General features: G+C 60.1%; 21 protein-coding genes and 1 pseudogene. 7 read left to right on the top strand and 15 right to left on the bottom strand.

Features of this window, described 5'->3' with window-relative positions:
* Positions 1 to 13 precede the first annotated feature (13 nt).
* From HELO_RS07155 to rfaH, 10 genes and pseudogenes are all read right to left on the bottom strand, one after another.
* Positions 14 to 346 carry a GNAT family N-acetyltransferase gene (locus HELO_RS07155; protein ID WP_157953403.1) on the bottom strand — a complete coding sequence of 111 codons (333 nt, stop codon included), beginning with the start codon at positions 344 to 346 and terminating at the stop codon, positions 14 to 16.
* 162 nt (positions 347 to 508) lie between these two features.
* Positions 509 to 1,042, bottom strand: coding sequence for a hypothetical protein (locus HELO_RS07150; protein WP_041601984.1), 534 nt, complete (start codon positions 1,040 to 1,042; stop codon positions 509 to 511).
* Positions 1,043 to 1,126: 84 nt separating this feature from the next.
* Entirely contained in the window at positions 1,127 to 1,669 is a 543-nt protein-coding gene (locus tag HELO_RS07145) for a hypothetical protein (RefSeq protein WP_049786201.1), read from the bottom strand.
* A gap of 82 nt (positions 1,670 to 1,751) precedes the next feature.
* Positions 1,752 to 2,384, bottom strand: coding sequence for a Cap15 family cyclic dinucleotide receptor domain-containing protein (locus HELO_RS07140; RefSeq protein ID WP_041601983.1), 633 nt, complete (start codon positions 2,382 to 2,384; stop codon positions 1,752 to 1,754).
* A complete protein-coding gene (locus HELO_RS07135) occupies positions 2,384 to 3,283 on the bottom strand; it encodes a nucleotidyltransferase domain-containing protein (protein ID WP_109637376.1) in 900 nt (299 codons plus the stop codon). The genes HELO_RS07140 and HELO_RS07135 overlap by 1 nt, the downstream gene beginning before the upstream one ends.
* Before the next feature lie 98 nt (positions 3,284 to 3,381).
* Positions 3,382 to 4,119: pseudogene (locus HELO_RS07130) on the bottom strand (trypsin-like peptidase domain-containing protein); the annotation flags it as partial.
* Positions 4,120 to 4,292: 173 nt separating this feature from the next.
* Positions 4,293 to 5,030 (bottom strand): DUF4145 domain-containing protein, encoded by a 738-nt coding sequence (locus HELO_RS19335; protein WP_109637372.1) that lies wholly within the window; start codon positions 5,028 to 5,030, stop codon positions 4,293 to 4,295.
* Positions 5,031 to 5,119: 89 nt separating this feature from the next.
* Positions 5,120 to 5,845 carry an abortive infection system antitoxin AbiGi family protein gene (locus HELO_RS07120; RefSeq protein ID WP_157953402.1) on the bottom strand — a complete coding sequence of 242 codons (726 nt, stop codon included), beginning with the start codon at positions 5,843 to 5,845 and terminating at the stop codon, positions 5,120 to 5,122.
* A gap of 514 nt (positions 5,846 to 6,359) precedes the next feature.
* Positions 6,360 to 6,866: an FKBP-type peptidyl-prolyl cis-trans isomerase gene (locus HELO_RS07115; protein WP_013332062.1), complete on the bottom strand. Its 507-nt coding sequence runs from the start codon at positions 6,864 to 6,866 to the stop codon at positions 6,360 to 6,362.
* A 67-nt stretch (positions 6,867 to 6,933) separates the two neighbouring features.
* On the bottom strand, positions 6,934 to 7,476 hold the full coding sequence (gene rfaH / locus HELO_RS07110; protein WP_013332061.1) for a transcription/translation regulatory transformer protein RfaH: 543 nt from the start codon (positions 7,474 to 7,476) through the stop codon (positions 6,934 to 6,936).
* Positions 7,477 to 7,635: 159 nt separating this feature from the next.
* On the opposite strand from rfaH, the gene HELO_RS07105 reads away from it, so the two are divergent.
* Positions 7,636 to 8,997, top strand: a complete 1,362-nt coding sequence (locus HELO_RS07105) for an AmpG family muropeptide MFS transporter (RefSeq protein WP_013332060.1) — start codon at positions 7,636 to 7,638, stop codon at positions 8,995 to 8,997.
* Positions 8,998 to 9,003: 6 nt separating this feature from the next.
* Here the strand turns inward: HELO_RS07105 and HELO_RS07100 are convergent, their stop codons facing one another.
* Entirely contained in the window at positions 9,004 to 10,833 is a 1,830-nt protein-coding gene (locus tag HELO_RS07100) for a YecA family protein (protein WP_013332059.1), read from the bottom strand.
* A 64-nt stretch (positions 10,834 to 10,897) separates the two neighbouring features.
* Positions 10,898 to 12,142, bottom strand: a complete 1,245-nt coding sequence (locus tag HELO_RS07095; RefSeq protein ID WP_013332058.1) for an ABC1 kinase family protein — start codon at positions 12,140 to 12,142, stop codon at positions 10,898 to 10,900.
* Positions 12,143 to 12,253: 111 nt separating this feature from the next.
* Between HELO_RS07095 and HELO_RS07090 the strand changes: the two genes are divergently transcribed.
* The 3 genes from HELO_RS07090 to HELO_RS07080 all read left to right on the top strand — a co-directional run bounded on the left by HELO_RS07090 (position 12,254) and on the right by HELO_RS07080 (position 15,765).
* Complete coding sequence (locus HELO_RS07090) at positions 12,254 to 14,197, top strand: DNA topoisomerase III (protein WP_013332057.1); 1,944 nt, start codon at positions 12,254 to 12,256, stop codon at positions 14,195 to 14,197.
* On the top strand, positions 14,194 to 15,102 hold the full coding sequence (locus HELO_RS07085; RefSeq protein WP_013332056.1) for a ketopantoate reductase family protein: 909 nt from the start codon (positions 14,194 to 14,196) through the stop codon (positions 15,100 to 15,102). Before HELO_RS07090 ends, HELO_RS07085 begins: the two co-directional genes overlap by 4 nt.
* A gap of 90 nt (positions 15,103 to 15,192) precedes the next feature.
* Positions 15,193 to 15,765: a hypothetical protein gene (locus HELO_RS07080; protein WP_013332055.1), complete on the top strand. Its 573-nt coding sequence runs from the start codon at positions 15,193 to 15,195 to the stop codon at positions 15,763 to 15,765.
* Positions 15,766 to 16,016: 251 nt separating this feature from the next.
* Here HELO_RS07080 and HELO_RS07075 read toward each other — a convergent pair whose 3' ends face one another.
* Positions 16,017 to 17,396, bottom strand: a complete 1,380-nt coding sequence (locus tag HELO_RS07075) for a class II fumarate hydratase (RefSeq protein ID WP_013332054.1) — start codon at positions 17,394 to 17,396, stop codon at positions 16,017 to 16,019.
* Between the two features lie 265 nt (positions 17,397 to 17,661).
* Here HELO_RS07075 and HELO_RS07070 point away from each other — a divergent pair, with 265 nt between their 5' ends.
* The 3 genes from HELO_RS07070 (at position 17,662) to ehuB (ending at position 19,735) form a co-directional block, all read left to right on the top strand.
* Entirely contained in the window at positions 17,662 to 18,036 is a 375-nt protein-coding gene (locus tag HELO_RS07070; RefSeq protein WP_013332053.1) for a phasin family protein, read from the top strand.
* Positions 18,037 to 18,137: 101 nt separating this feature from the next.
* A complete protein-coding gene (locus HELO_RS07065) occupies positions 18,138 to 18,677 on the top strand; it encodes a hypothetical protein (RefSeq protein WP_013332052.1) in 540 nt (179 codons plus the stop codon).
* 158 nt (positions 18,678 to 18,835) lie between these two features.
* Positions 18,836 to 19,735: an ectoine/hydroxyectoine ABC transporter substrate-binding protein EhuB gene (gene ehuB, locus HELO_RS07060; protein ID WP_013332051.1), complete on the top strand. Its 900-nt coding sequence runs from the start codon at positions 18,836 to 18,838 to the stop codon at positions 19,733 to 19,735.
* 46 nt (positions 19,736 to 19,781) lie between these two features.
* Here the strand turns inward: ehuB and hda are convergent, their stop codons facing one another.
* Together hda and HELO_RS07050 are read right to left on the bottom strand one after the other, a co-directional pair.
* Positions 19,782 to 20,483 (bottom strand): DnaA regulatory inactivator Hda, encoded by a 702-nt coding sequence (hda, locus tag HELO_RS07055; RefSeq protein ID WP_013332050.1) that lies wholly within the window; start codon positions 20,481 to 20,483, stop codon positions 19,782 to 19,784.
* The gene (locus HELO_RS07050; RefSeq protein WP_013332049.1) at positions 20,480 to 21,559 is read right to left on the bottom strand and encodes an AI-2E family transporter; all 1,080 of its coding nucleotides are present in this window, start codon (positions 21,557 to 21,559) and stop codon (positions 20,480 to 20,482) included. The genes hda and HELO_RS07050 overlap by 4 nt, the downstream gene beginning before the upstream one ends.
* Positions 21,560 to 21,700: the final 141 nt, after the last annotated feature.

Below are 21,700 nucleotides of genomic sequence, written 5' to 3'. Positions count from 1 at the left end.
TTTTGTATTCGCATCACTCCATATGATTGCAGCAGAGTTTCTTATAAAGTTTCGAGGCGAACCCGGTGTAGAGATACCAGATATTAGTATTTTGGCGAGCTGCCTCATCTTCGCACCGAACAATCAATTCCGTTGCTATCCCCTGATGTCGGGAGCCCTCTTTTACATAAACTGCTGCCAACCAAGAGGATAAATCCGATTTTGTATCCATATCGTTCTGTACTAGCGCAGCCGAACCAACAAGCTGACTTCCTGACATTGCAATAAAGATTGAAGGAATGCCCTCTCGCCCAGCAGCATCAGCTATTGCTTCGGCTCGCCCTTCCAAAGTCAGCGGCGGGTTCAAGTGCATCCACTCTGCATGGTGAAGCTACGCCAACTCAGCAATAAACTCCCTTTTATCTGCTAGAGGAACGATTTCCACAGTCTTTTCCCCTTAACGCCGAAGCTCAACTGCCGGTTTGGAGCGACAGCGGAAAACCGGTCGGCTGCATCCCTTGGTTAAAAGTCAGTTTCTGGTGAGTCCCTGGACTCTCGAAACAACCCCATCAGTAACCTTTTCAATGAGTTCCGTTGTGGGGTTAATGGCTACTGCTTGCGGTGCTTCTTCTTGATTCATTAGGGCCCTAATCACCTCTTCAGGAATAGAATCCACCGACAGCGCCTGATATTTTTGGATCGTGAAAAGGCGATCTTCCATGACGGATGCTCTTGTTATGTGATGTTTGAGGAGACCGATTAACGCGAAGAGGAAGACAATGAGCCCGCTGAGCATGAAATAACCAAGGTTGTTTTCGGTTGCAATCTTCATTATGTCAGGACCTTTCTCACCTGATGAGGCAGAAAACTCGATGCCTGCATGTTTTGCCGATATAGCTGCTGACGCTGCCTGGTTCAAAAGCTGAACAAGATAGCCACCGAAAAGTAACCCTCCTACCAAGATCAGGATGGCAATGAAAAACATGGAGGTGAAATGTAGCCTTACCTTACGCCGATGGTAGTTCAGGCTGTTTCGCAATTGCTTTTCAATTTCCGTAAACACGAATAAATTTCCTTTTAACACATAGTGCACCGGCGGCCTTTTTTGAGCAACGCGGAGAAAAGGCCATCCACGTGGCGCAACTTATTAAAGTTCATGATCAATGGCACGCACCTGAGAAAATACATCGGCGAAAGTCTGCTGTAAATCGGGTGGTGGAACAATTAGGAAGGTTACGGCGATAGTCATAAAGGCCTCGATGCGCTCAAGATTACCCTCAAACTTGGCCTCGGGCCGAAATATCCTTATCACCTCTTCCATGGCGTTCACGTCCAGACCATCGAGATTCACATCTAGTCGATGGGCGAATCGGTTTCTTATCGCGTTCAACCTTTTGACACCGAGTTTGATGACAGAGGCAGCACTACCGGTTGATGGTAACAGTTCAGCTTTTTGTGCAAAGCTCAACCGAATTGCACCAATACTCTCAATGTTAAAATAGCTTTCCAAGTATCTCGTTAGGTAGTATTCCAGTATCAAGTAAGCCTTTAGGACACTCCCCATTGAGTCATGATCAGCGTCAAGAAGAGCCAAAAATTTTGCATTCTCTTCTTCGAAATGTCGGTTGAAATCTCCCCATTTTGGCTTCAGCACCTCGAATGCGAGCTCAAGACCTTCAATCTCTCTCATCGGTACTGACCTTTAACGCCTGGGCTCAGCGGCCGATTTGGAGGCGCGCCGCGCCGGAAAAGCGGTCCACTGCAATTCCTGGTTAGTTGCTCATCTCCCGATGCGCGTGCTCATATGTGTCATAAAGCTTTTTAACCCTTTCTTTCAGCTTCATGCTCCCTCTGGTTGCACGGTCCGTCCAGTAATGCCCCTGCAGCTCGTAAGGAGGAGTGCCATGAACCTCAAGAGCAAAGGAGCCATGATGTATCTCACTCCTCACTCCCTGCAATTCAATTTGCGGCTCGTTCCGATATACCCCGACTAGTTCAAATAGATCATCGTCTTCTTGTTGTTCTATGCTATGCGCCACCAATACAGAACGAGACTCCTTAGTCATTAGTCGCAAGCTTAAAAATGTCAAAGACTGTCTAATTAATGCGTAACCAACAATTGGGCCTACCTGCTCTCCGGTTTCAGGATCAACCCAGCTGCTTTGTAATTCGACTTTCCACGTTCCCCTCAAATCTGGTCGCTTAACATACCATCCTCTAAACATCCTCCACGACCACATGTACTTATTGAAGATGGTAATAAACAAACTTATTAGGCCGACGACCACCCCAAAGGGCTTGACAAAATCAGCACTCAAAACTGGCATACCCTGAATCCATAGCGCCAATAACCAGACACCTATGGTGAGGCCAACAAATGATGAAATATGTAGTCGAGTCAACATCAGCTATAACCTATGTAATCCCAAGCATCACTCAAGAAAACGTGCGCACTTTCTCTTGTCCACGGCTGAGAGGCTCGAAAGAGGTATTTGAGCTCGCTAACCTCGCCCCATTCAGAGCACGTTTCATCACTTAATGTGTTATTAAAAAGTTCAGCCAAAACTTCTCGTATCATTGCCTTGAAGGACGAATGATTAAAGCGAACATTTGATGCATTGAATACTAGGCATTCAATGAGGAAGCTAGGGGCCTCTTTCGCCGAAGCTATTCCCTGTGATGCCATTTCGTTCGATAAATTTTTCAGTATTCGTACTACTCTTTTGTACCTACGATTCGTCGCGTCATTCTTAGCGACCCCGTTCGAGTAATGCTGTTCAGGCCAATTTCTCACTCTCGGAGGTGTTAAATCGTCAGGGATCATTTCAACCCCTGATAGATAAGTAGCAGTCGACGTATACCGTCGATGTTCAAAGAAGGCAGCTACATCTGATTCGACTCGGTAGGTATTCTCTTTAACATCGAATGACTTACTTCCTCGTGATACAGCCCCGCGCCCAAAACGATTTACAAGGGCCTCTTCGAGCTCATGCTTAAATTGCGAATAGGTGTATTCACCGTCACTAAAGCGCTCTTTTAGAATTGCTTTCACATTGTCGTCTGGATATGCAGGAAAAAACGTATCGAAACAGAGAACGCCGATATCAACATCGCTATCACGACGAACATTTACTCGGTTTCGGTAAGATCCCTGAGAAAATACTTTGATATCACGATTCTGCAGTTTTGGGCTAGTTTGAATCGCTTGCCGAATTTGTCGTTCGGCATTTTCGACCTTTTCTTGCTCAGTTTTACTCGGCCCTTGAGACCATGTACTAAAAACGGATTCCCAATCTCTGGCCAATTTCTCCTCCTGTATATGACTCGTGGCAACTAAAGCCGGGGCTCAGCAGCCGATTCGGAGGCGACCGCGCCGGAAGAGCGGCCCGCTGCAGCCCCTGGTTATATGGTGAGATGCTCAACGGCATGTTCAATCGTCTCGCAAACAGTTTGGGCCTTAAAAACAATACCCAAATCAATCATTTCTTTATCAAGCGCAAAATTACGCATATTCGTGGGTATTGGGAGACTGAGAACTTCATGAGCGGCCGTCTTAAAATAAACGGATGCGACAACACCGACAAAGTAGAATTTGGTCCCAACTCTTGCTGGAGCAGCTTTAACTCCATACGTTCCTGATTGGTATATAAAAACGGGGCTCCCACTCGAACCACCGAAAACGGATGCATCGATAAGAAACTTTTGCTCGCCCTCATAATCTATTGAATAAGGCGTTGCTGTCGTTCCTTTACGCATAATCGGAATAAAATTTCTACGATCCCAGATGCCATTTGGATAGCCTACAAAAACAATTTCCTCAAACGCATCAATCTCCTGAAGCTGATCTTCGATGGGAATATTGTTTGTGGAAACTTGGCGAAAGAAAACCTCAACGCCACTTTCCCTCATAAACTCAACAAGTGGCGCTAAAGGCGTCGCGCAAATATCAATATTTTCGTCAGGATGGCCAACCCAATGCGACTCGAAGTTTTCAAAATTCAGCCTGTGAGCATCACCTAATTTTGGATTTTCTCCATCCCGCTTTACGAAAGTGATCCCGCCTTCACTCGCTTCCTTTACAATATGCTTATTGGTGACGATGAATGGATAATCTTCACCTTTAAAAGTGTGGGTGAATAAAAAACCAGTACCAGAACCAGTTGTCCCTGCTTAAGATTTCGTATCGATTCTTACTGTTGTAAAAAACAGACTCTCTGTTAAGGACTTAACCTCCATACTCCCTCCAAAGAACGCCTCCATAACCGGCACAACTTGCTGTGTCCGGCGCCGAAGGCGCGTAGTTATTTAACTTGTTATATGCCATCTCTCTGATTAATATGCCCCTGTGTTTCGGGTGGTATTAAGTCACCGTAAAGCTGCTCCAATTCTTTTGGCTTGGTGATTAATTCCTCGGCAATGAAGTTCAGAATGCCGAACAACTTTTTCGCAACGTCAGCATTATCGTCGAGGTCTATTTGCCCAGGATGAACAGCATTATTCCCTACAACCCTGAGTAAATCTAGAGCTTGTTGAAGCTTGGGGCTCAACCCTTCAGAAACCAAGACCTTAATGTCACTATTTATATTTTTTCCACTCTTACCAACCTGTTCTAACAATTTTTGCAAGGCGAGACGCAGCAGAGCTGCCGACCCTCTTGGGGAATCCACCAGAATAGAAGATGCTTCAAGGTAAAGGGCTTTTATTTCTTCATTTAAATCAGGGTTTGGTGGAGGCAACATTGTTTTTTTAGGATAAACGACATCTTTATCAACCCACAAAGTAAATCCGTCACAGGCGGAGCAGGTTGCCACAGCTAAATCATCAGGGACAAATTGATGAAAATTTATTCTGAAATCATTTTCTACTCGCTTTAAAAATCTGACTATTTTATCTTGAGAGAAATCATCAATGCTAGCCCGATAGTTCAGATATAGATGATTAAGAACGTCCATAGCCACATCACTGGCATTGCCAGCTGTGAACCACTCTTGAGTGGCAACGGTATCACAATTTGGGCACTGGAATTTCTTGCTTTCATATTCAGGCAACATGAATCACTCCGATAATTGATAGCACATAACGCCAGTGGTAACGGGCGGCAACGGAGCGAAGCGTAGTTGGCGTCCCGTTGACCACCTTGTTAGATGAATACCGACAGTTCATAGATTTTCAGATTGCAACCCATGCTTTTTGCAAGCCGTTTTCCCGGGCGACAATATCTCACTGGCACAACTATGTAATCGACATCATCACTGCTGAATTTAACGGTACTGTAGCTCTTTCCATCTCTAATGTAAAAACAGCTCATGCCAGGATCTTGGGGTTTGCTTCCACCTGCAAATGGGAGAGACCTAAACGTTAATCGCCACTCCCTTTGGTAGTAGGTCACGTACCCGGAATGATCTTGGTTTTTGTATGAGTATTCCTGGAGAAAATCAGCGACCTCTTGAAATGCTACCGTTTCATCTTCCGTGAAATTATACGGCTCAACTCCCTCTTTCCATTCTCTATCTTTCTCCAGATCCTCCATTCTTTCGAGTAATCCCGAAATCTTCTTGATACGTGAAAAGTGTTCAGCAGTTGTGTATAGAGCTGGATTAGCACCGTAGGCAATCATTTTTTCTTTCTTGAAGCCAATGCCAAACCTTCCGAAAATACGGCAGTGTTCTTTTGCATGCCACAACGGAATGTCCGTAAAACAAACCATCGCTGCTTCTTTCTTGTACTCTTCAGATACGTAATTTGGGCAATAGGTCAGCCTCAGAACCTTTTCATCACAGATTGAGGTCAATGCTGCGAGGGCGGCTGAGTCTGTCTGCCCACGTCCTGTCCAATGGACAAGTGTGTTATTCACATATGCACGCAACTTCAACCTCATCTAACATGTATTAGCTAGCACGCTCGTTTATTCACTTGAACGAGCGGGCACGTTCAATATTCTTATACCTCAAAGATAACTCCATGATTTCAAAGAAAAACATCATAACCGTGCAGTCTATCCAAGATTCGCGTGCATGCGTGTTTTCTGGCATCAATAGCACTGTATAAAAATCATGCCAAAAGATCGGCACGAACAGACATGAGCAGTGGCCGCTGGTAGGTATCCACGAGTGACAAAGCTTTTGGCACGCTACCGCCACCTACCCTGCATGGTGCGATGGCGCTCTGCCCTCTCCTTGCGGTAGTCCCGGCGTATTGTCTTGTCGTCATGCGGGCAATCTGAGTTGCCTTTCGTCCTTGAATTCAAGACTAATTGCCCCTTTGTGAGAGTGCAAAACAAACAAGGCGGGATGCTGCTCGCATCCCGCCTTGTTTGTATAAGGGCTCGATTTCTGTCGTTGCGGTATCGAAAAGCGCGATTTTGCAGGGCAGCGGCTGCCTCAGACCATCTTCTTGTCTTCGACCTCGTCCGGAGTGGTGCCGGGCGGTAGTGGATGCCCCTTGGCCAGTTCGGCACGGGTGGCGTCGCGGATATCGAGCACTTCTACTCGGTAGGTGAGCGATTGCCCTGCCAGCGGGTGATTGGTGTCGATCAGTACGCCGTCATCGCGCATTTCCAGTACGGTGACGATCTCGGGGCCGTCGTCGCCGGGGGTCTGGAAGCGCATGCCGGGCTCCAGGTCGCTCACCGAGAAAGCATCGCGGCCGACCTCGCGCACCAGGGCTTCGTCACGCTCGCCGTAGGCCTGGGCCGGCGACAGGGTCACGCTCAGCTCGTCGCCCTCAGCCCGCTCCACCAGGGCGTCTTCCAGGCCGGGCAGGATATTACCGTGCCCATGCAGGTATTCCAGAGGCTTTTGGCGAGCACGGGAATCGTCGAGTACCCGGCCTTCGGCGTCGCTGAGTACATAATGCAGGGTCACGACCCGCTGCGGCGCGATGGTCATCGCTGTCTCCTGGCTATCGGAAAAATCATCGGGAACAGTGTCGGCAGAAGGGCCGGAATGAGGCAGCCTATTCGCAGCGCTTCAGTTGACTGACGGACATCTCCAGGCGCTGCCGCTTGTGCAGCATGTTGAGCAGCACGATGGCTCGCTCCTCGCCCTTGTGAGTCGCGAAGACCGCCTGGAGGTCCTTGAAGGGACCTTCGGTGATTTCCACCTGTTCACCGGCACGGAAATAGACGGTGGCGGTTTCGCCCGCCTCCTGGCTGCCATGCTCGCGCAACGACGCGACCAGTTCGTCGTCCACGGGAACCGGCGTGTCGAGGCCGAAGGTGACGATCTTCAACACGCCCCGGGTAGAGCGGATCGGGCGCCAGTTGCTGTCCAGCCGGTCGAGGCGGATGAACAGGTAATACGGGAACAGAGGCTCGACGGCCCATACGAGCTTGCCACGGCGCTTCTTCTGGACTCGCAGCACCGGATGGAATATCTCGTACCCCTGGTTGCCGAGGTGTTCGACGGCGCGGAAGGATTCCCCGCTCTTGCACTGGATGACGTACCAGCGAGGCACGGCATCGTCGATCCCCGTCGGGCACAGGCTGTCGTCGCTCATGTCACTCCTGGTCGCTCTGGCTGGTATCACTCTCGGTGCTCTGCAACAATCGGGCCGCGTCACGGTCAGGCAATGCGTCCCGAGCGTGAACACCATTCTAACATCGTTGGCCGCCCCCGCGAGGGACCGGCCAGGCCCGCCGCAAGGAGAGCTCGTGTAATGCCGACACCAACCGCGCACCGTAGCTGGGGGGATGCCCTGGCGATATACCTCAAGGCACCGGTGCTGACCATGCTGTTTCTCGGCTTTTCGGCGGGCCTGCCCTTCCTGCTGGTGTTCTCCACCCTCACTGCCTGGCTGCGCAGCGATGGCGTCGAGGTTGCGGCCATCGGCTTCTTCGCCTGGATCGGCATTCTCTACTCGATCAAGTTCTTCTGGGCGCCGGTGGTCGACCGCCTGGCGCTACCCGGCCTGACCCGCTGGTTCGGCCAGCGACGCGGCTGGATGCTGCTGGCCCAGATGATGATCGCTGCCGGGCTGGCGAGCCTGGCGCATCTCGACCCCGTCGGACACCTGCCCATGGTGGCGATATGCTCGTTGCTGGTGGCCTTCGGCTCGGCGACCCAGGACATCGCCATCGACGCCTTTCGCATCGAGTCGGCGCCCGATGACATGCAGGCCGCCATGGCGTCGACCTATATCGTCGGCTATCGCGGCGGCCTGATCGCTGCCGGCGCCGGGGCACTCTATGTGGCATCGCTGGTGTCATGGAAGGCTGCCTACCTGTGCATGGCGGCGCTGGTACTGGTCGGTGTCGTGACGGTTCTGCTGCGCCCGGAACCGGAGCGGCTGTCGCTTTCCACGCAATTGATTCACGAGCCGCGAGTGCGCGCCTTCCTGCGTGTCAGCCGCGGGCGCCCCGACTGGCTGCGACGCCTGGGAGCCTGGGTCATCGGCGCCATCGTCTGCCCGTTCACCGACTTCTTCAGCCGCTACCGGCGGCAGGCGCTCTGGCTGCTGGTGTTCGTGGCGGTCTTTCGGATCAGCGACCTGGCCATGGCGTCCATGGCTCATCCGCTGTATATCGACCTGGGCTTCTCGCTTGCCACCATCGCCAACGTGACCAATGTCTTCGGCATCGCCATGAGCATTCTTGGCGGCATCCTCGGCGGCCTGCTGGTGGCCCGCTACGGCATCGGGCCGTTGCTGGTGTTCGGCGCAACGGCCACGGCACTGACCAACCTGCTATTCGTGGTACTTGCCTCGACCGGCGACAACCTGGCGATGCTGGTCATCACCATCATCGGCGACAACCTGTCCAACGGACTGGCCAGTGCGGTCTTCATCGCCTTCCTGTCGACCCTGACATCAAGGGCCTACACGGCGACCCAATACGCGCTCTTCTCGTCGCTGATGACCCTGCCGGGCAAGTTCCTCAGCGGCTTTGGCGGACTGGTGGTGGACGTCCAGGGCTATGCGGGCTTCTTCCTGCTGGCCTCGCTGCTGGGCCTGCCGGCGATTCTCCTGGCGCTATGGGTCAACCGCGGAACACTGCTGAGCCCCGCCGAGAGCGAGACCTGAGATCACTCAGCCGGGGCGCTGCTCACACAACCACTCCAGCGCCCCCGGCGTGACCCGCCACTGGTCGCGCATCAGAGTGCGATATTGCCAGGCCTCGGCACGCGAGCCCGGCTCGGCCGACCCGCCGTTGGCGGATGGGGCCGGACGCGGCGATTCGGCGCACAACAGCTTCAATGCATAGGGGTTGTGGCGGTGCGCCATGACCAGCACGCGCCCGGCCTCGTCGGGGCGATCGAGACGATAGAGCGCCAGCACCCGGCCCATCAGCATGCCCAGCAGCGAGCTGGGATCGGCCTGCTCATCCGCCACCGCCCGTTCGCTCAAGGCCAGGGCCTCGTCGTCACGGCCTTCGCGCAGCAACTGGTCGAGCACCAGTTCGCGCAGCCCCAGGCTGTCCTGGTCATCCAGCGTGAGCAGCGTCTCGGCGAGTTCGCGGGAGTGCTGGCGAGCACCGCGCTCCATGCCCACCACCAGCGCCAGGCCGGCGCGCAACAGCACGGCGTTGTCGGCGACCTCCCAGAGCATGGGCGCATCGCCAGCCTCGTCGACCTGCGCCAGCCAGCCTTCCAACCGCCGCGCCAGGGGCTCGAACAGGCTCGGTGCCATCCACGGCAGGCTGCCGAAACGACTGGTCAGCGCCAACGCCAGGGACTGCACCACGGCCGGCGAATCCAGCCATTCGGGATGGGCACACAAGGCTGGCAGCCAGTCGCCGGCCTGGGGCCAGGGATCCGTGTCGAAGCCCAACAATGTCTCGCCTTCGACCTGGGACTGGAAGACCGCCTGGAAAGCGGCGAACAGGGTGTCCTCACGGGCGCTGCTGTGATAGCTCAGCACTCCGTTCTCTTGGCGAATATCCAGGCGTGGCGCCTCGGACAAGGCATCGAACAGTGCCTGCAGCGACATCAGTGGCTCGGCCAGATCCGCCTCGGCGTTGAGCAGTTGCTCGGCCAGGGTAGCGCCAGGGCTCTCCGCCAGGTCGGCGAGGAACTGCAGTTGCTCGGGTTCGAGGTCTCCCTGGCGGGCCAGGCGGCGATACCAGAACCGCGAGCGCTCGGCGGCTTCCTCTTCGTGGCCCTCGTGCAACAACAGCATGGCCTCGATATAGGCCAGGGTCGGCGAGTCGGGCAGGGTCTGCTGGGCACGCACGAAGGCCGCCCGGGCGCTGTCCAGATCGTCGTTGTCGAGATGCAGCAAGCACAGGCGCTCGAGAGCCACCCCGCGCAGGAACAGCGGGCCACGATCGAGCACCGCGTCGAGCAGGGCTTCGCGCTTGCGGTGGAAACCGCGCTCCTGATAGAGATCGACGAGGATCTCGAAAGCCGGCTCGGCCTGCTCGGGCAATCGCGCCCAATCGGCATTCTCGAACAATGACTCGAGGATCTGCTGGGCGCGCCCGCGCTGGCCGGATTCGGCGGCAATCAGGCCTGCTTCGAGCAGCGCCTGGGCCGGCGCACGGCCACTGGCCAGGGCCGCCTTGAGAGTATCGCCCTTCCATTCGCGCAGGGAGAGCATCCACATCAGATGCGTGGGCACATGGCCAGGCAGGGAGACGGCACCGCAGCACTGCTTGGTCTTGCGTCCCGAATCGCACCAGCAGGGCTCGTTGCGGCCAGGGCGGGCCAGGGGTTCGCAGGCGAAGTCCAGCCGTTCCAGGGGCGTCTGCGACCACAACTCAGGGGCCAGCGCCTGGGCCAGCGCCAGATCGCCATCGACCAGCTCCGGCCCCTCGCGACGCGCCCAGGCCATCAGCGTCGGGTAACGCTCATCCTCGCGAATCGCCGCCAATGCCCCGGACGCAAACCCCAGCAACTGCTCAACCCATACCGCCAGCATCGACGTCTCCACCACTCTCGGAAAACCGCATAGTCTATCAGTCGAGCGCCATGCTGGCAGCCGTTCAGGAAGACGCCCACGCCAGCAATGGGCGTACCCGTGCCGCCATGTCGAGCCGGGCGCCGAGACGCACCAGATTCCAGTAATGGCCGTTGAGGGTACGCGAAAGCAAGAGGGTGTCCGCCGGCGGCTGGAGGCGGTCCATGGCCGCCCACACCTTGGGGCTCAGCTCGCGCAGGCGACGGTGGACCCGGACATCGCCGAAATCCTGCGGGCCGGGCTGGAACAGCGGCGCCACCGCGTCGGCGGACTCGCGATAGAGCGCCAGGGGAGCCCCCTGCCCCTGCCGACCGCCGAGTGTCATCACGGCCTCATCCATGGCCATGGGATCTCCGGCGAGCGTTGCCTCGAGCAGGCGCATCATGGCCTTCAGCCGCTCCGCCGGCACCTCGATCACCGCGCCCAGGTCATAGATCACCAGGCGCCCCTCGGCATCGGCGGCGAAATTGCCGGCGTGGGGATCGGCATGCAGTTCCCCGTGGGTGAACAGCTCCTCGGTGAGCCAGTCGGCCAGGGCCGTGCCGAGACGTTGTCGCGTGGCGTCATCGGCGCCTTCCAGCTCGCGCAGCGGTGTGCCGGACACATGCCGCATGGCCAGCACGCCGGGGCCGCACAGCGCCGGCAAGGGCTCGGGAATCACCAGATCGTCGCGCTGAGCGTAACGGGCTCGATAGCGGGCCAGCGCCTCGGCTTCGGCGCGATAATCCAGCTCCCCCCGCAGGCTCGCCGCCAGTTCCTCGAACAGCGCATCCAGGCGGACCTGAGGCATGCGCAGCCAGCGGCCCAGCCGCATCAGGCGATGTACCTGGCGAAGATCGTCCTCGAGCACCTCGGCGAGCCCTGGATACTGCACCTTGAGCACCACCGTCTCGCCGTCATGGGTCGATGCCCGGTGCACCTGCCCCATGGACGCGCTGGCGAACGGCCGTTGCTCGATGGAGGCAAAATACGTCGCGGGATCGCCATAGCAGTTTTCCAGGGTGCGTCGGATGTCGCCCCAGGGCATGGGCTCGGCCTGACGCTGCAGGCGCGCCAGTTCATCGGCCAGGTCCGCGGGCAACAGGTCATCCCACTGGGCCATGATCTGGGCCAGCTTCATGGCCGGCCCCTTGAGCTCCGACAGCCCCTCGAACAACGCCTCGCCGAGCGCACGCCAGTCGGCCTGCCCACCGAGTCGATGCTTGAGCAGCGCACCGCCGGTACGCGAACCCAGCCCCAGCAAGCGCCGACGGCGACCCCGTTCCCGCATGGACTTCCCCTCATTTCGATGCCTGGCGCTCAACCCGCCAGCCCGCCCCCTGGCGGATGCCATGAAATACTGTAAGAATTCCCATGTTCGCTCATTGCCGCACGAGATGCCATGCGCCTGATCATCGCCGAGAAGCCCAGCCTGGCCCGCGCCATCGCCAATGCCCTGCCTGCCTCGCCGCGCCGGGAGGAAGGCGCCCTGGTGGCCGGAGATACCGTCGTCACCTGGTGCCTCGGCCACCTGCTGGAACAGGCGCCACCGGATGCCTACGACCCGGCCCTCAAGACCTGGCGGCTCGACAGCCTGCCGATCCTCCCGGATCACTGGAAGCTCATGCCGCGCCCCAAGGCACGCGGCCAGTTGGCGGTGATCCGTCGATTGCTGAAGAGCGCCGACCAGGTGGTCCACGCCGGTGACCCGGATCGCGAAGGCCAGTTGCTGGTCCAGGAAGTGATCGAGCACCTCGGCTGGAAGCGCGACGTGGCACGCCTGCTGGTCAGCGATCTCAACCCGCCGGCGGTCAAGCGTGCTCTCGAGCGTCTCGAGGACAATCGGCGCTATGCCTCGCTCTACCGCGCCGCCCAGGCGCGTGCCAGGGCGGATTGGCTGTACGGCATCAACCTGACCCGAGCCTGGACGCTGGTCGGGCGCCAGGCCGGACACGACGGCGTGCTCTCGGTGGGTCGTGTGCAGACGCCGGTGCTCGGCCTGGTGGTCCGGCGCGACGCCGAGATCCGCGACTTCGAGCCGCGCCCCTTCTTCGTGCTGTGGGTCGATCTGGTGGTCTCCCGAGGCCAGTTGCGCGCCTGGTGGGTGCCAGGCGACACTCACCGGCTGGACGACCAGGGGCGCCTGCTCGACCGAGCCCCGGCCGCCGCCCTGGCCGACCGACTGCCCGGCGCCGAGGGCCGCCTGGACAGCCTGGCCAGTCGCGACAAGCGCCAGGCGGCCCCGCTGCCCTACTCGCTGTCGGCCCTTCAGGTCGACGCCGCACGCCGCCACGGGCTCTCGGCCAAGGCGGTGCTGGACGTCTGCCAGCGCCTCTATGAGCGCCACCAGTTGATAACCTATCCACGCTCGGACTGCCGCTATCTGCCCGAGGAGCACTTCGCCCAGGCGCAGCGCACCCTGAGCGGCGCATGCCGTAACGACGAGACCCTGAGCCGCTGGCTGGCCGGAGCCGACTTTTCCCGTCGCTCCAAGGCCTGGGACGACAAGAAGGTCGGCGCTCACCACGCCCTGGCCCCCACCGGCAAGCCCGCCGACCTCGATCGGCTGTCGCGCCAGGAAGCCGACGTCTTCCGCCTGATTGCCCGCAACGTGCTGGCCCAGTTCTACCCGGCCCTGCAGACCCGTGAGGTCAAGGCCGAATTCCTGATCGCCGGGGAACGCTTCCGCGCACGCGGCCAGGAAGTGCTCGAACCCGGCTGGAAGCCCTTGTTCACCACCCGTGACGAGGCACCGCCCCTGCCGCCACTCAGCGAAGGCGAAGCCTGCCGTGTCGAGCAGGCCGGCGTGGAGGACCGCGAGACCCGGCCGCCCGAACACTTCACCGACGCCAGCCTGATCAAGGCGATGATGAACATCGCCCGCTACGTGGACGACCCGGCGATCCGCCGCACCCTGCGCGACTCCGACGGTCTCGGCACCGAGGCGACCCGCGCCGGCATCATCGAGACGCTCCTGGAGCGCGGCTATCTAGTACGCGAGGGCAAGAGCCTCAAGGCCAGCCGGCTCGGCAGCGCCCTGATCGCCTCGTTGCCGGAAGCCGTGGGCCGCCCCGAGCGTACCGCCCAATGGGAACAACGCCTGGCGAACATCGCCGAGCAAGACGATGCGCCAGCGCCCTTCCTCGAAGGACTGATCGACGATTTGCGCGGCCTGCTCGGTCACGCCGACGCCGGACGTGTGCGCAGCGCCCTGAGCGAGGCCCGAGGGCCCGAGCCTAAAGCGAGCAAGCCCGCCCGCGGCCGGGGGCGAAGCACCAAGCGCGGCAGTGGTCAGCGCCGCCAAGGCAAGGGCACACGACGTGCAGCGGGAGGCAAGCGCCAATGAGCCACCTGATCATCGGGCCGGGCGCCATGGGCCGCCTGCTGGCCCTGCGCCTGGCCGAGCGTCTCCCGGTGACATTGTTCGGCCGCCGTTCCCTGCCCCACCGACAGACGCTGACGACACCCGAGGGCGAACACCATCACCGCTCGCTCGAATGCCTGACGCCGGATTCGCTGGATGAACTCGATGCCTCCCGCCTGACCGCCGTGCACCTCGTCACCAAGGCCTACTCCGCCGAAGCGGCCCTGGCGACGGTCGCCCCACGCCTGCCGCGCGATACTCCGCTGGTCCTGTGGCAGAACGGCTTCGACGTGCAACCACGCCTGACCCGGCAACGCCAAGGCCCCACCCTCTGCGCCACCACGACCGAAGGCGCCTATTCCAATGGCGACGACAGTGTCGTGCATGCCGGGCATGGCAGCACCTGGATCGGCCATCTCGATGGCCACCACGCCGAGCTCGCCGCCACCCTGGCCGAAACGCTGACGGGTGCCGGCCTCCCCGCTCAGGCGGTCGACGACATTCGCGTTCGCCTGTGGCACAAGCTGGCCGTGAATGCGGCCATCAATCCCCTGGTGGCACGCTTTCGCGTCCCCAATGGCCAACTGCGCGACCCGGCCTTGCACCCCATGGTCGACGCCGTCATCGAGGAAGTGGAAGCCATCATGGTCGCCGCTGCCATCCCGCCGCCGCCACGGGGATTCGCGGCGCTGGTCTGGGATGTGGTAGCCGCCACCGCCGACAACCGTGCCTCGATGCTGCAGGACATCCTGGCCGACCGGCCCACCGAGCACGACGCCATCCTGATGCCCCTGCTGCGCGTGGCACGCGACAATTCACTGGAGACGCCACACCTGGCAGCGCTCCACCAGCAGCTCGAGGCGCGACAACGTCCTGGCAGAGCCTGATACCAGGTGCTACCTTCTAACGGACCAGCATGATCGAGAAGAATCCGACAAGAACGGGGCCGCAACGCGGCCATGCCAGGAACAGGGGACATGACATTTCGCGTTGAAAAAGGAGTGGCGACAACCTTGGTGCTGATGTTCGCCAGCGCCTATGCGTCGCTGTCGATGGCCGCCGGCGCCCCCTCCTACGCGGGCCTGTCCACCGAACTCACGCAACTCGACAACGGCCTGCTGATCCAGGGCGACGATCTTCACAGCCCCGATCGATACACCTCGGGCTTCCGCCTAACCGCCGGCTTCACTCCTCCGGGCCTGCCCGCACTGGATCTCGGTGCCGAGTTCAGCTATCGCGAAAGCGACGATGTTCCTCTCTCCGGCCACCAGCAGATGCTCGTCGACACCACCAGCCTGGGCGGCAGCCTGATCGCCGGCGTGCGCCTGGGTGATGTCGGCCTGTACGCCAAATCCGGCCTGGCGGGCTGGGAAAGCGAAGCGGTCACCGGCAACGCCGCCGCACCGGACGGCGGCACCACACGCGTCGAAGGCTTCGGCGCTCGCTGGAAGTTCTCGCGCCTGATCAGCCAACTCGAATACGAACGCTTCGACGACCCGACGCTCGCCCACCTCAACCTGGTGACCGCCTCGGTGCATATTCCCTTCTAAAAAGGCATCAACCGATCACTTTGCTCACCCATAGGGCGTTGAAACTCGGCTTGAAATGCTCATTTAGAAGCTGTGAAGGTGAGCTTTCCGGCGACAGGCCATCGCGAGGGCGCTGTGAACCCTTCCCTGTACGCCTCCTCTACCATCCTCCGAAACATCAAACCCTCCGAGGCATCCTCGGAGGGTTTTCTTACAGCTTACAGCTTATAGCTTATCCCTTACCTCTCCGGGCGCAGCCCGGCTCTTCAGCCTTACTCCGGTATCCCGCCCCGCGTCAGGGCCGCCGGGTCGAGTAGCCGTTCCAGCTCCTTGCGCGACAGATCGGTCTGCTCCTCGGCCACTTCGATGATCGGCCGGCCGGCCTGATAGGCCTGCTTGGCGATGGCCGCCGCGGCGTTGTAGCCAATCACCGAGTTCAATGCCGTCACCAGGATCGGATTGCGCGAGAGCGGCTCACTGAGCTGATCCTCGCGCACCTTGAAGGTGGCGATGGCGCGGTCGGCCAGCAGCCGCGAGGTGTTGCTCATCAGGCGGATCGAGGTGAGCAGGTTGTTGGCCACCAGCGGCAGCATGACATTGAGCTGGAAGTTGCCGCTCTGGCCGGCCACGGTCACCGCCGAGTCCAGACCGATGACCTGGGCGGCGGCCTGAGCGGCCGACTCGGGAATCACCGGATTGACCTTGCCCGGCATGATCGAGCTGCCCGGCTGCAGCGCCTCGAGCTCGATCTCGCCGAGGCCGGCCAAGGGCCCGGAATTCATCCAGCGCAGGTCGTTGGCGATCTTCATCACCACACAGGCCAGGCCACGCAACTGCCCCGACAGCTCCACGGCGGCATCCTGGGAGCCGAGACTGGCGAAGAAGCTGTCATTGGGCGTCAGCGTCAACCCGGTGCGCTCTCCGAGCTCCCGGGCCATGCGCTCGGCGAACTCGGGGTGGGCATTGATGCCGGTGCCCACGGCCGTGCCGCCCTGGGCCAGCCGGCAGAGTCGCGTCATGGCGCTGTCGATCCGCTCGATGGCCTGGCCCACCTGGCTCGACCAGCCGCCGAGTTCCTGACTCATGCGCAGCGGCATGGCATCCATCAAGTGGGTGCGGCCGGTCTTGACTACTCCATCGAGCTCGGCGGCCCGGCTGTCGATCGTCTCGCGCAGGTGCACCAGGGCCGGTCGCAGCTCGCGCGTGACCTCCAGCGCCGCCGACAGATGCAGAGCCGTGGGGATCACGTCATTGCTCGACTGTCCCATGTTGACGTGATCGTTGGGACCGACCTCGGCTCCCTCCGCGGCCGCCAGATGGGCAATCACCTCATTGACGTTCATGTTGCTCGAGGTGCCGGAGCCGGTCTGAAAGACATCCACCGGGAACTGGTCGTCATGCCGGCCGTCGATCACCGCCTCGGCGGCCTTGACGATGGCCTCGGCGCGCTCGTCGTCGAGCAGGCCCAGGTCATGATTGACCCGCGCCGCGGCACGCTTGACGTGGGCGATGGCATGAATGAAGGCTGCCGGCATGGGCTGGCCGGAGACGGGAAAATTGTTCACCGCCCGTTGGGTCTGGGCGCCATAAAGGGCATCGGCGGGGACTTCCAGCTCGCCCATGCTGTCACGTTCGATACGCTTGTCACTCATCTTCGTTTCCTCGTCGGCAGGACCTCCTCCCACCATGGCGATGCCCGGAGATGCTTGCAAGGCGCTTCCGAACGATTCTTGGTCGCATCGCTCGCACTCGCTGCTTGACGGTCGACCCTCGCAGCGTCTCGTGCGAAATATTTTTTTACGCCTCCCATGTTGCGATGCACAAAAACGCCTGCTATTGTGCATTGCAACATGACCACGAAGGCATCGGCGGATCGCCCAGGCCTTCACCGAAGACCGACCCAGGAGGGTTCAGACGATGCGCGATTTCAATACCCAGCAGTTCACCGAGCAATTCGAGTCACTGTTCTTTGGCCCGGCACGCGCCTATGCGTCGCTGTCCGTGGATTACACCGAAAAGCTGCTGCGCGCCCAGCTGGATGCCGGCCAGGCCTATACCGAAACCGGTATCGCCCAGCTTCGCTCCCTGCTCGACGTCAAGGATGCCGAGGGCCTGCGCTCCTACATGGAAGGCCAGCAGAAGGTCGCCAAGGAGCTGACCGAGCGCTTCAAGGGTGATGCCGAAAAGGTCGTCTCCCTGCAGCAGGACTTCGTCCAGCAGAGCCAGAAACTCGCCGACGCCAACGTCAAGCAGGCTTCCGAGAGCGTCGAAAAGGCCACCCGCAAGGCCTGATCCCTCGCTCCACGAGTCATCTTTGGGGCCACCGCTATTGGCGGTGGCCCTTTTGCGTTAAGCTCTCCCGGCGCACAGGGCCAACGCTAAAGGAAGATGCTATGCGCCAGATTCTACTGCCCCTTCTGCTGGGCGCCGTTCTTGCGGGCTGCCAGGCCCTCCCCCCATCGGTCGGCACGCAGCGCGACGACTCGGTCGACATCACCGATATCGGCGACGAGCACGATACCGACCGCGGACGCGTGCCGCGCCAGGTCGACTTTCCCGAGGACGAGTACGCAGCCCTGGAGAAAACCGGCAACGCCGCGCTCAGCGGTCGCCTGACGCTCGACACCGCCTCCGGCACGGTGGTCGGGGGCGGCGAAACCATCTCGGTGGCCCCGGTCACCACCTACTCCGCCGAAGCGGCCGAGCAGGCCCTGGCCGGTCGCGCGGTGGAACGCGCCGATCCTCGTGCCCGCGCCTACACCCACACCACCCGCACCGACGGCAATGGCTACTTCATGCTGCGCGGCCTGCCCTCCGGCAATTTCTATGTATCGGGCAGCCTGGTCGATCCCACGAGCGGCCAGCGCCGGGTGATCATTCATGAGGTGGGTCTGCGCGACGGCCAGCATCGCGAGATACAACTGAACCGCTGACGCCCTCCGATGGCGCCGACCGGGGTAGCAATCTACGCTGAGAAAGGAGTCTCACGCCACGGCAGAGACGCTGGATGCATTGTCCGGGCGGGATGATGCGCAAACGGGCATTCACTCAGTGTCTCTCCATCCGGTGGTGCCAACGGAGGAGGTAGGCAATGGACGAAATGGAAATCGGCGCCACGCCCCGAGGTGCCCTCACCGGCACGCGCCTCGCCTGGCTGGCCGTACCCCTGGCGCTGACCCTGACGGCACCGACTGCCCTGGCCGCATCTCTGGAAGAACTGCGCCAACAGGGCAGCATTCGCGTCGCCGTGGCCAACGAAGTGCCTTACGGCTACCTCGACGATGAGGACCAGGGCCAGGGCGCCGGTCCCGAGGTGGCGCGCCATGTGCTCGATGAACTCGGCATCGACGACATCGAATGGGTCGCCACTTCCTTCGGCGACCTGATTCCGGGCCTCGAGGAAGGACGTTTCGACATGGCCGCCGCCGAGATGGCGATTCGCCCCGGGCGCTGCGAGCGCGTGCTCTTCTCGACGCCCAACACGTCCTATGGCGAAGGCTTGCTGGTCAGGGCCACCAACCCTCTCGACATTCGCGGCTACGAGGACTTCGCCAGGCGTGACGACATCGACGTCGCCGTGCTCCAGGGCGCGAGCCAGGTCGATATCCTCCGCTCGCTCGACGTCCCCGACACGCGAATGATCGAGATCGAATCCAACGACGCGGCCATCGAGACGCTACTGGCGGATCACGCCGATGCCTACGCCGGCACCGGCCTCACGGTCAGCCGGCTCGGCGAGCAGAGCCCGGATGTCGAAGTGGTGGCGGGCTTCGAGGATCCCAAGGTGGATGGCGAGATCGTGCGTAGCTGGGGTGGGTTCACCTTCCCCGACGACGCCGAGACATTGCGCGATGCCTTCAATGAAGTGCTCACGGCTTACCGCCACACTCCAGAGTGGGAAGAAACCCTGACCCACCATGGTTTCACCCAGGATGACATTCTCAATGCCTTCCGCTTCGAGACCGAGAAGCTATGCAGCCCGCAGGAATGAAGGAAACACTGCATATCGGCTATCTGTTCAGCATTTCCTGAACGGCCTACCAGCCCAGCGCCTGCTTGACGAAGGGAATCGTGAGCTTGCGCTGGGCCGACAATGAGGCCCGATCGAGCGTTTCCAGGACCTCGAACAACGCTTCGAGACGCCTCGGCCCACGGTGCAGGATATAGCGTGCGACCTCGTCGGGCAGTTCCATGCCTCGCCCTCCGGCTCGCAGTCGCAGGGCCTCGAGTCGCCCCTGATCATCAAGCCCGGGCACCTGGAACGTCATCCCCCAGGTCAACCGGGATGCCAGGTCGGGCAAGGTGACCGCCAGCTGTCGAGGCGGCGCCGAAGCGGCAACGATCAGTCGTCGCCCGTCGTCCCTCAAGCGGTTGAAGGCATGGAACAACGCTTCCTCCCAGCGCTTGCGACCGACGACCCGATCCAGGTCATCGATGGCCAGCAGGTCGAGCCGCTCCACCTCCTCGAGCATCAGCGGCGGAAAGTGGCCGAGTTCCTCGAGCGGTAGATAGAGCGCTCGCCGGTCCTGATCGGAGGCGGCATGGCAGGCCGCCTGCAGGAGATGACTGCGCCCCACGCCATCGGCACCCCACAGATAGAGAAACGGCTCGCCGCTCTCCTCCAGTTGATGCTTCAGGCAAGCCACCAGGGTCGCACTGGGCCCCGGATAAAAGTTGGCGAAGGTGGCATCGTCACGCAGTCCGACTCCCAATGGCAGCTGCGCGGGTGCTCGACTCATGGCGATTCCTCGTTCGAAGCTCGACGATCCGCATCGTAGAGCGAACTGTTTTTATAGCGCTCATGCAGGTAACGCAAGACCACCATGACCATCGCCGCCACCGGCAGCGCCACCAGCACCCCGGTGAAGCCGAAAAGCTGACCGCCGGCCAGCACGGCGAAGATCACCGCTACCGGGTGCAGGCCGATCTTGTCGCCCAGCAGCTTGGGCTGCAGCACAATGCTTTCGATGAACTGGCCGAAACCGAAGACCGCCGCCACGCCCAGCAGCATCCAGATCTCGCCGCCGGACTGAAAGAAGGCGACCAGTCCGGACACCGAGATACCGACGATCACCCCGAGGTAGGGCACGATGCTGGCAAGCCCCGACAACAGGCCGATCAGCAGGCCGAACTTCACGCCCAGCAAGGTCAGGCCGATGGCATAGATGATACCCAGGCACAGCATGACGATCAGTTGCCCGCGCAGGAAGGCCGAGAGGACCTCGTCGCACTCCCCGGCCAGGCGCACCACCGTCGGCTCCCAACGGCGTGGCAGCGATCCGCGCACCTTGGCCACCAGGTCATCCCAGTCCAGCAGCAGATAGAAGGTCACCACCGGAATCAGCGCCAGGTTGCCGACCAACGCGACCAGCGCCAGACCCGACTTCGACACCTGAGCCAGCAAGGTCGCCGCGAAGGTGCCGGTTTCCTTCCAGTTATCGACCAGCGTCTCGCGCATCTGGTCGAAATCCGTGCTCAGATCCATGCCGGTCATCGACTGGATTCGCGGCACCACCGTGCTCTGCACCCAGCCCAGAATGGCGGGCAGCGACTCGATAAGCTGGCCGATCTGTCTGCCCAGAATCGGGATGACGAGCAGCAGGCTCAGCACGATGACCAGCGTCAGCAGCAGGAACACCAGCGATACCGACAGCCGTCGCGAAAGTCCCTTGTCTTCCAGTCGATCCGCCAGCGGATCGCCCAGATAGGCCAGTACCATGCTGACGAAAAACGGCATCAGCACCGGTTCTATGCTGATCAGGAACCACAACCCCAACGCCGCCAGTACGGCCGCGATCCAGCCTTGTCTACGCATCCTGCTCTCCCTGTGCGATGCCCGGTGTGGCGGTGCGTGCCACGCCTCGTGATGCTACAATCTCCGCCCAATCTTGCCCACCGTGACGCCCTTGCCCCACTGTACGGCCAAGGCACCGGGACGCGTCTTCGACAGCAATGT

The sequence above is a fragment of the Halomonas elongata DSM 2581 genome (assembly GCF_000196875.2).
Lineage (GTDB): Bacteria > Pseudomonadota > Gammaproteobacteria > Pseudomonadales > Halomonadaceae > Halomonas > Halomonas elongata.
This window is presented reverse-complemented; position numbering and strand designations above follow the sequence as displayed.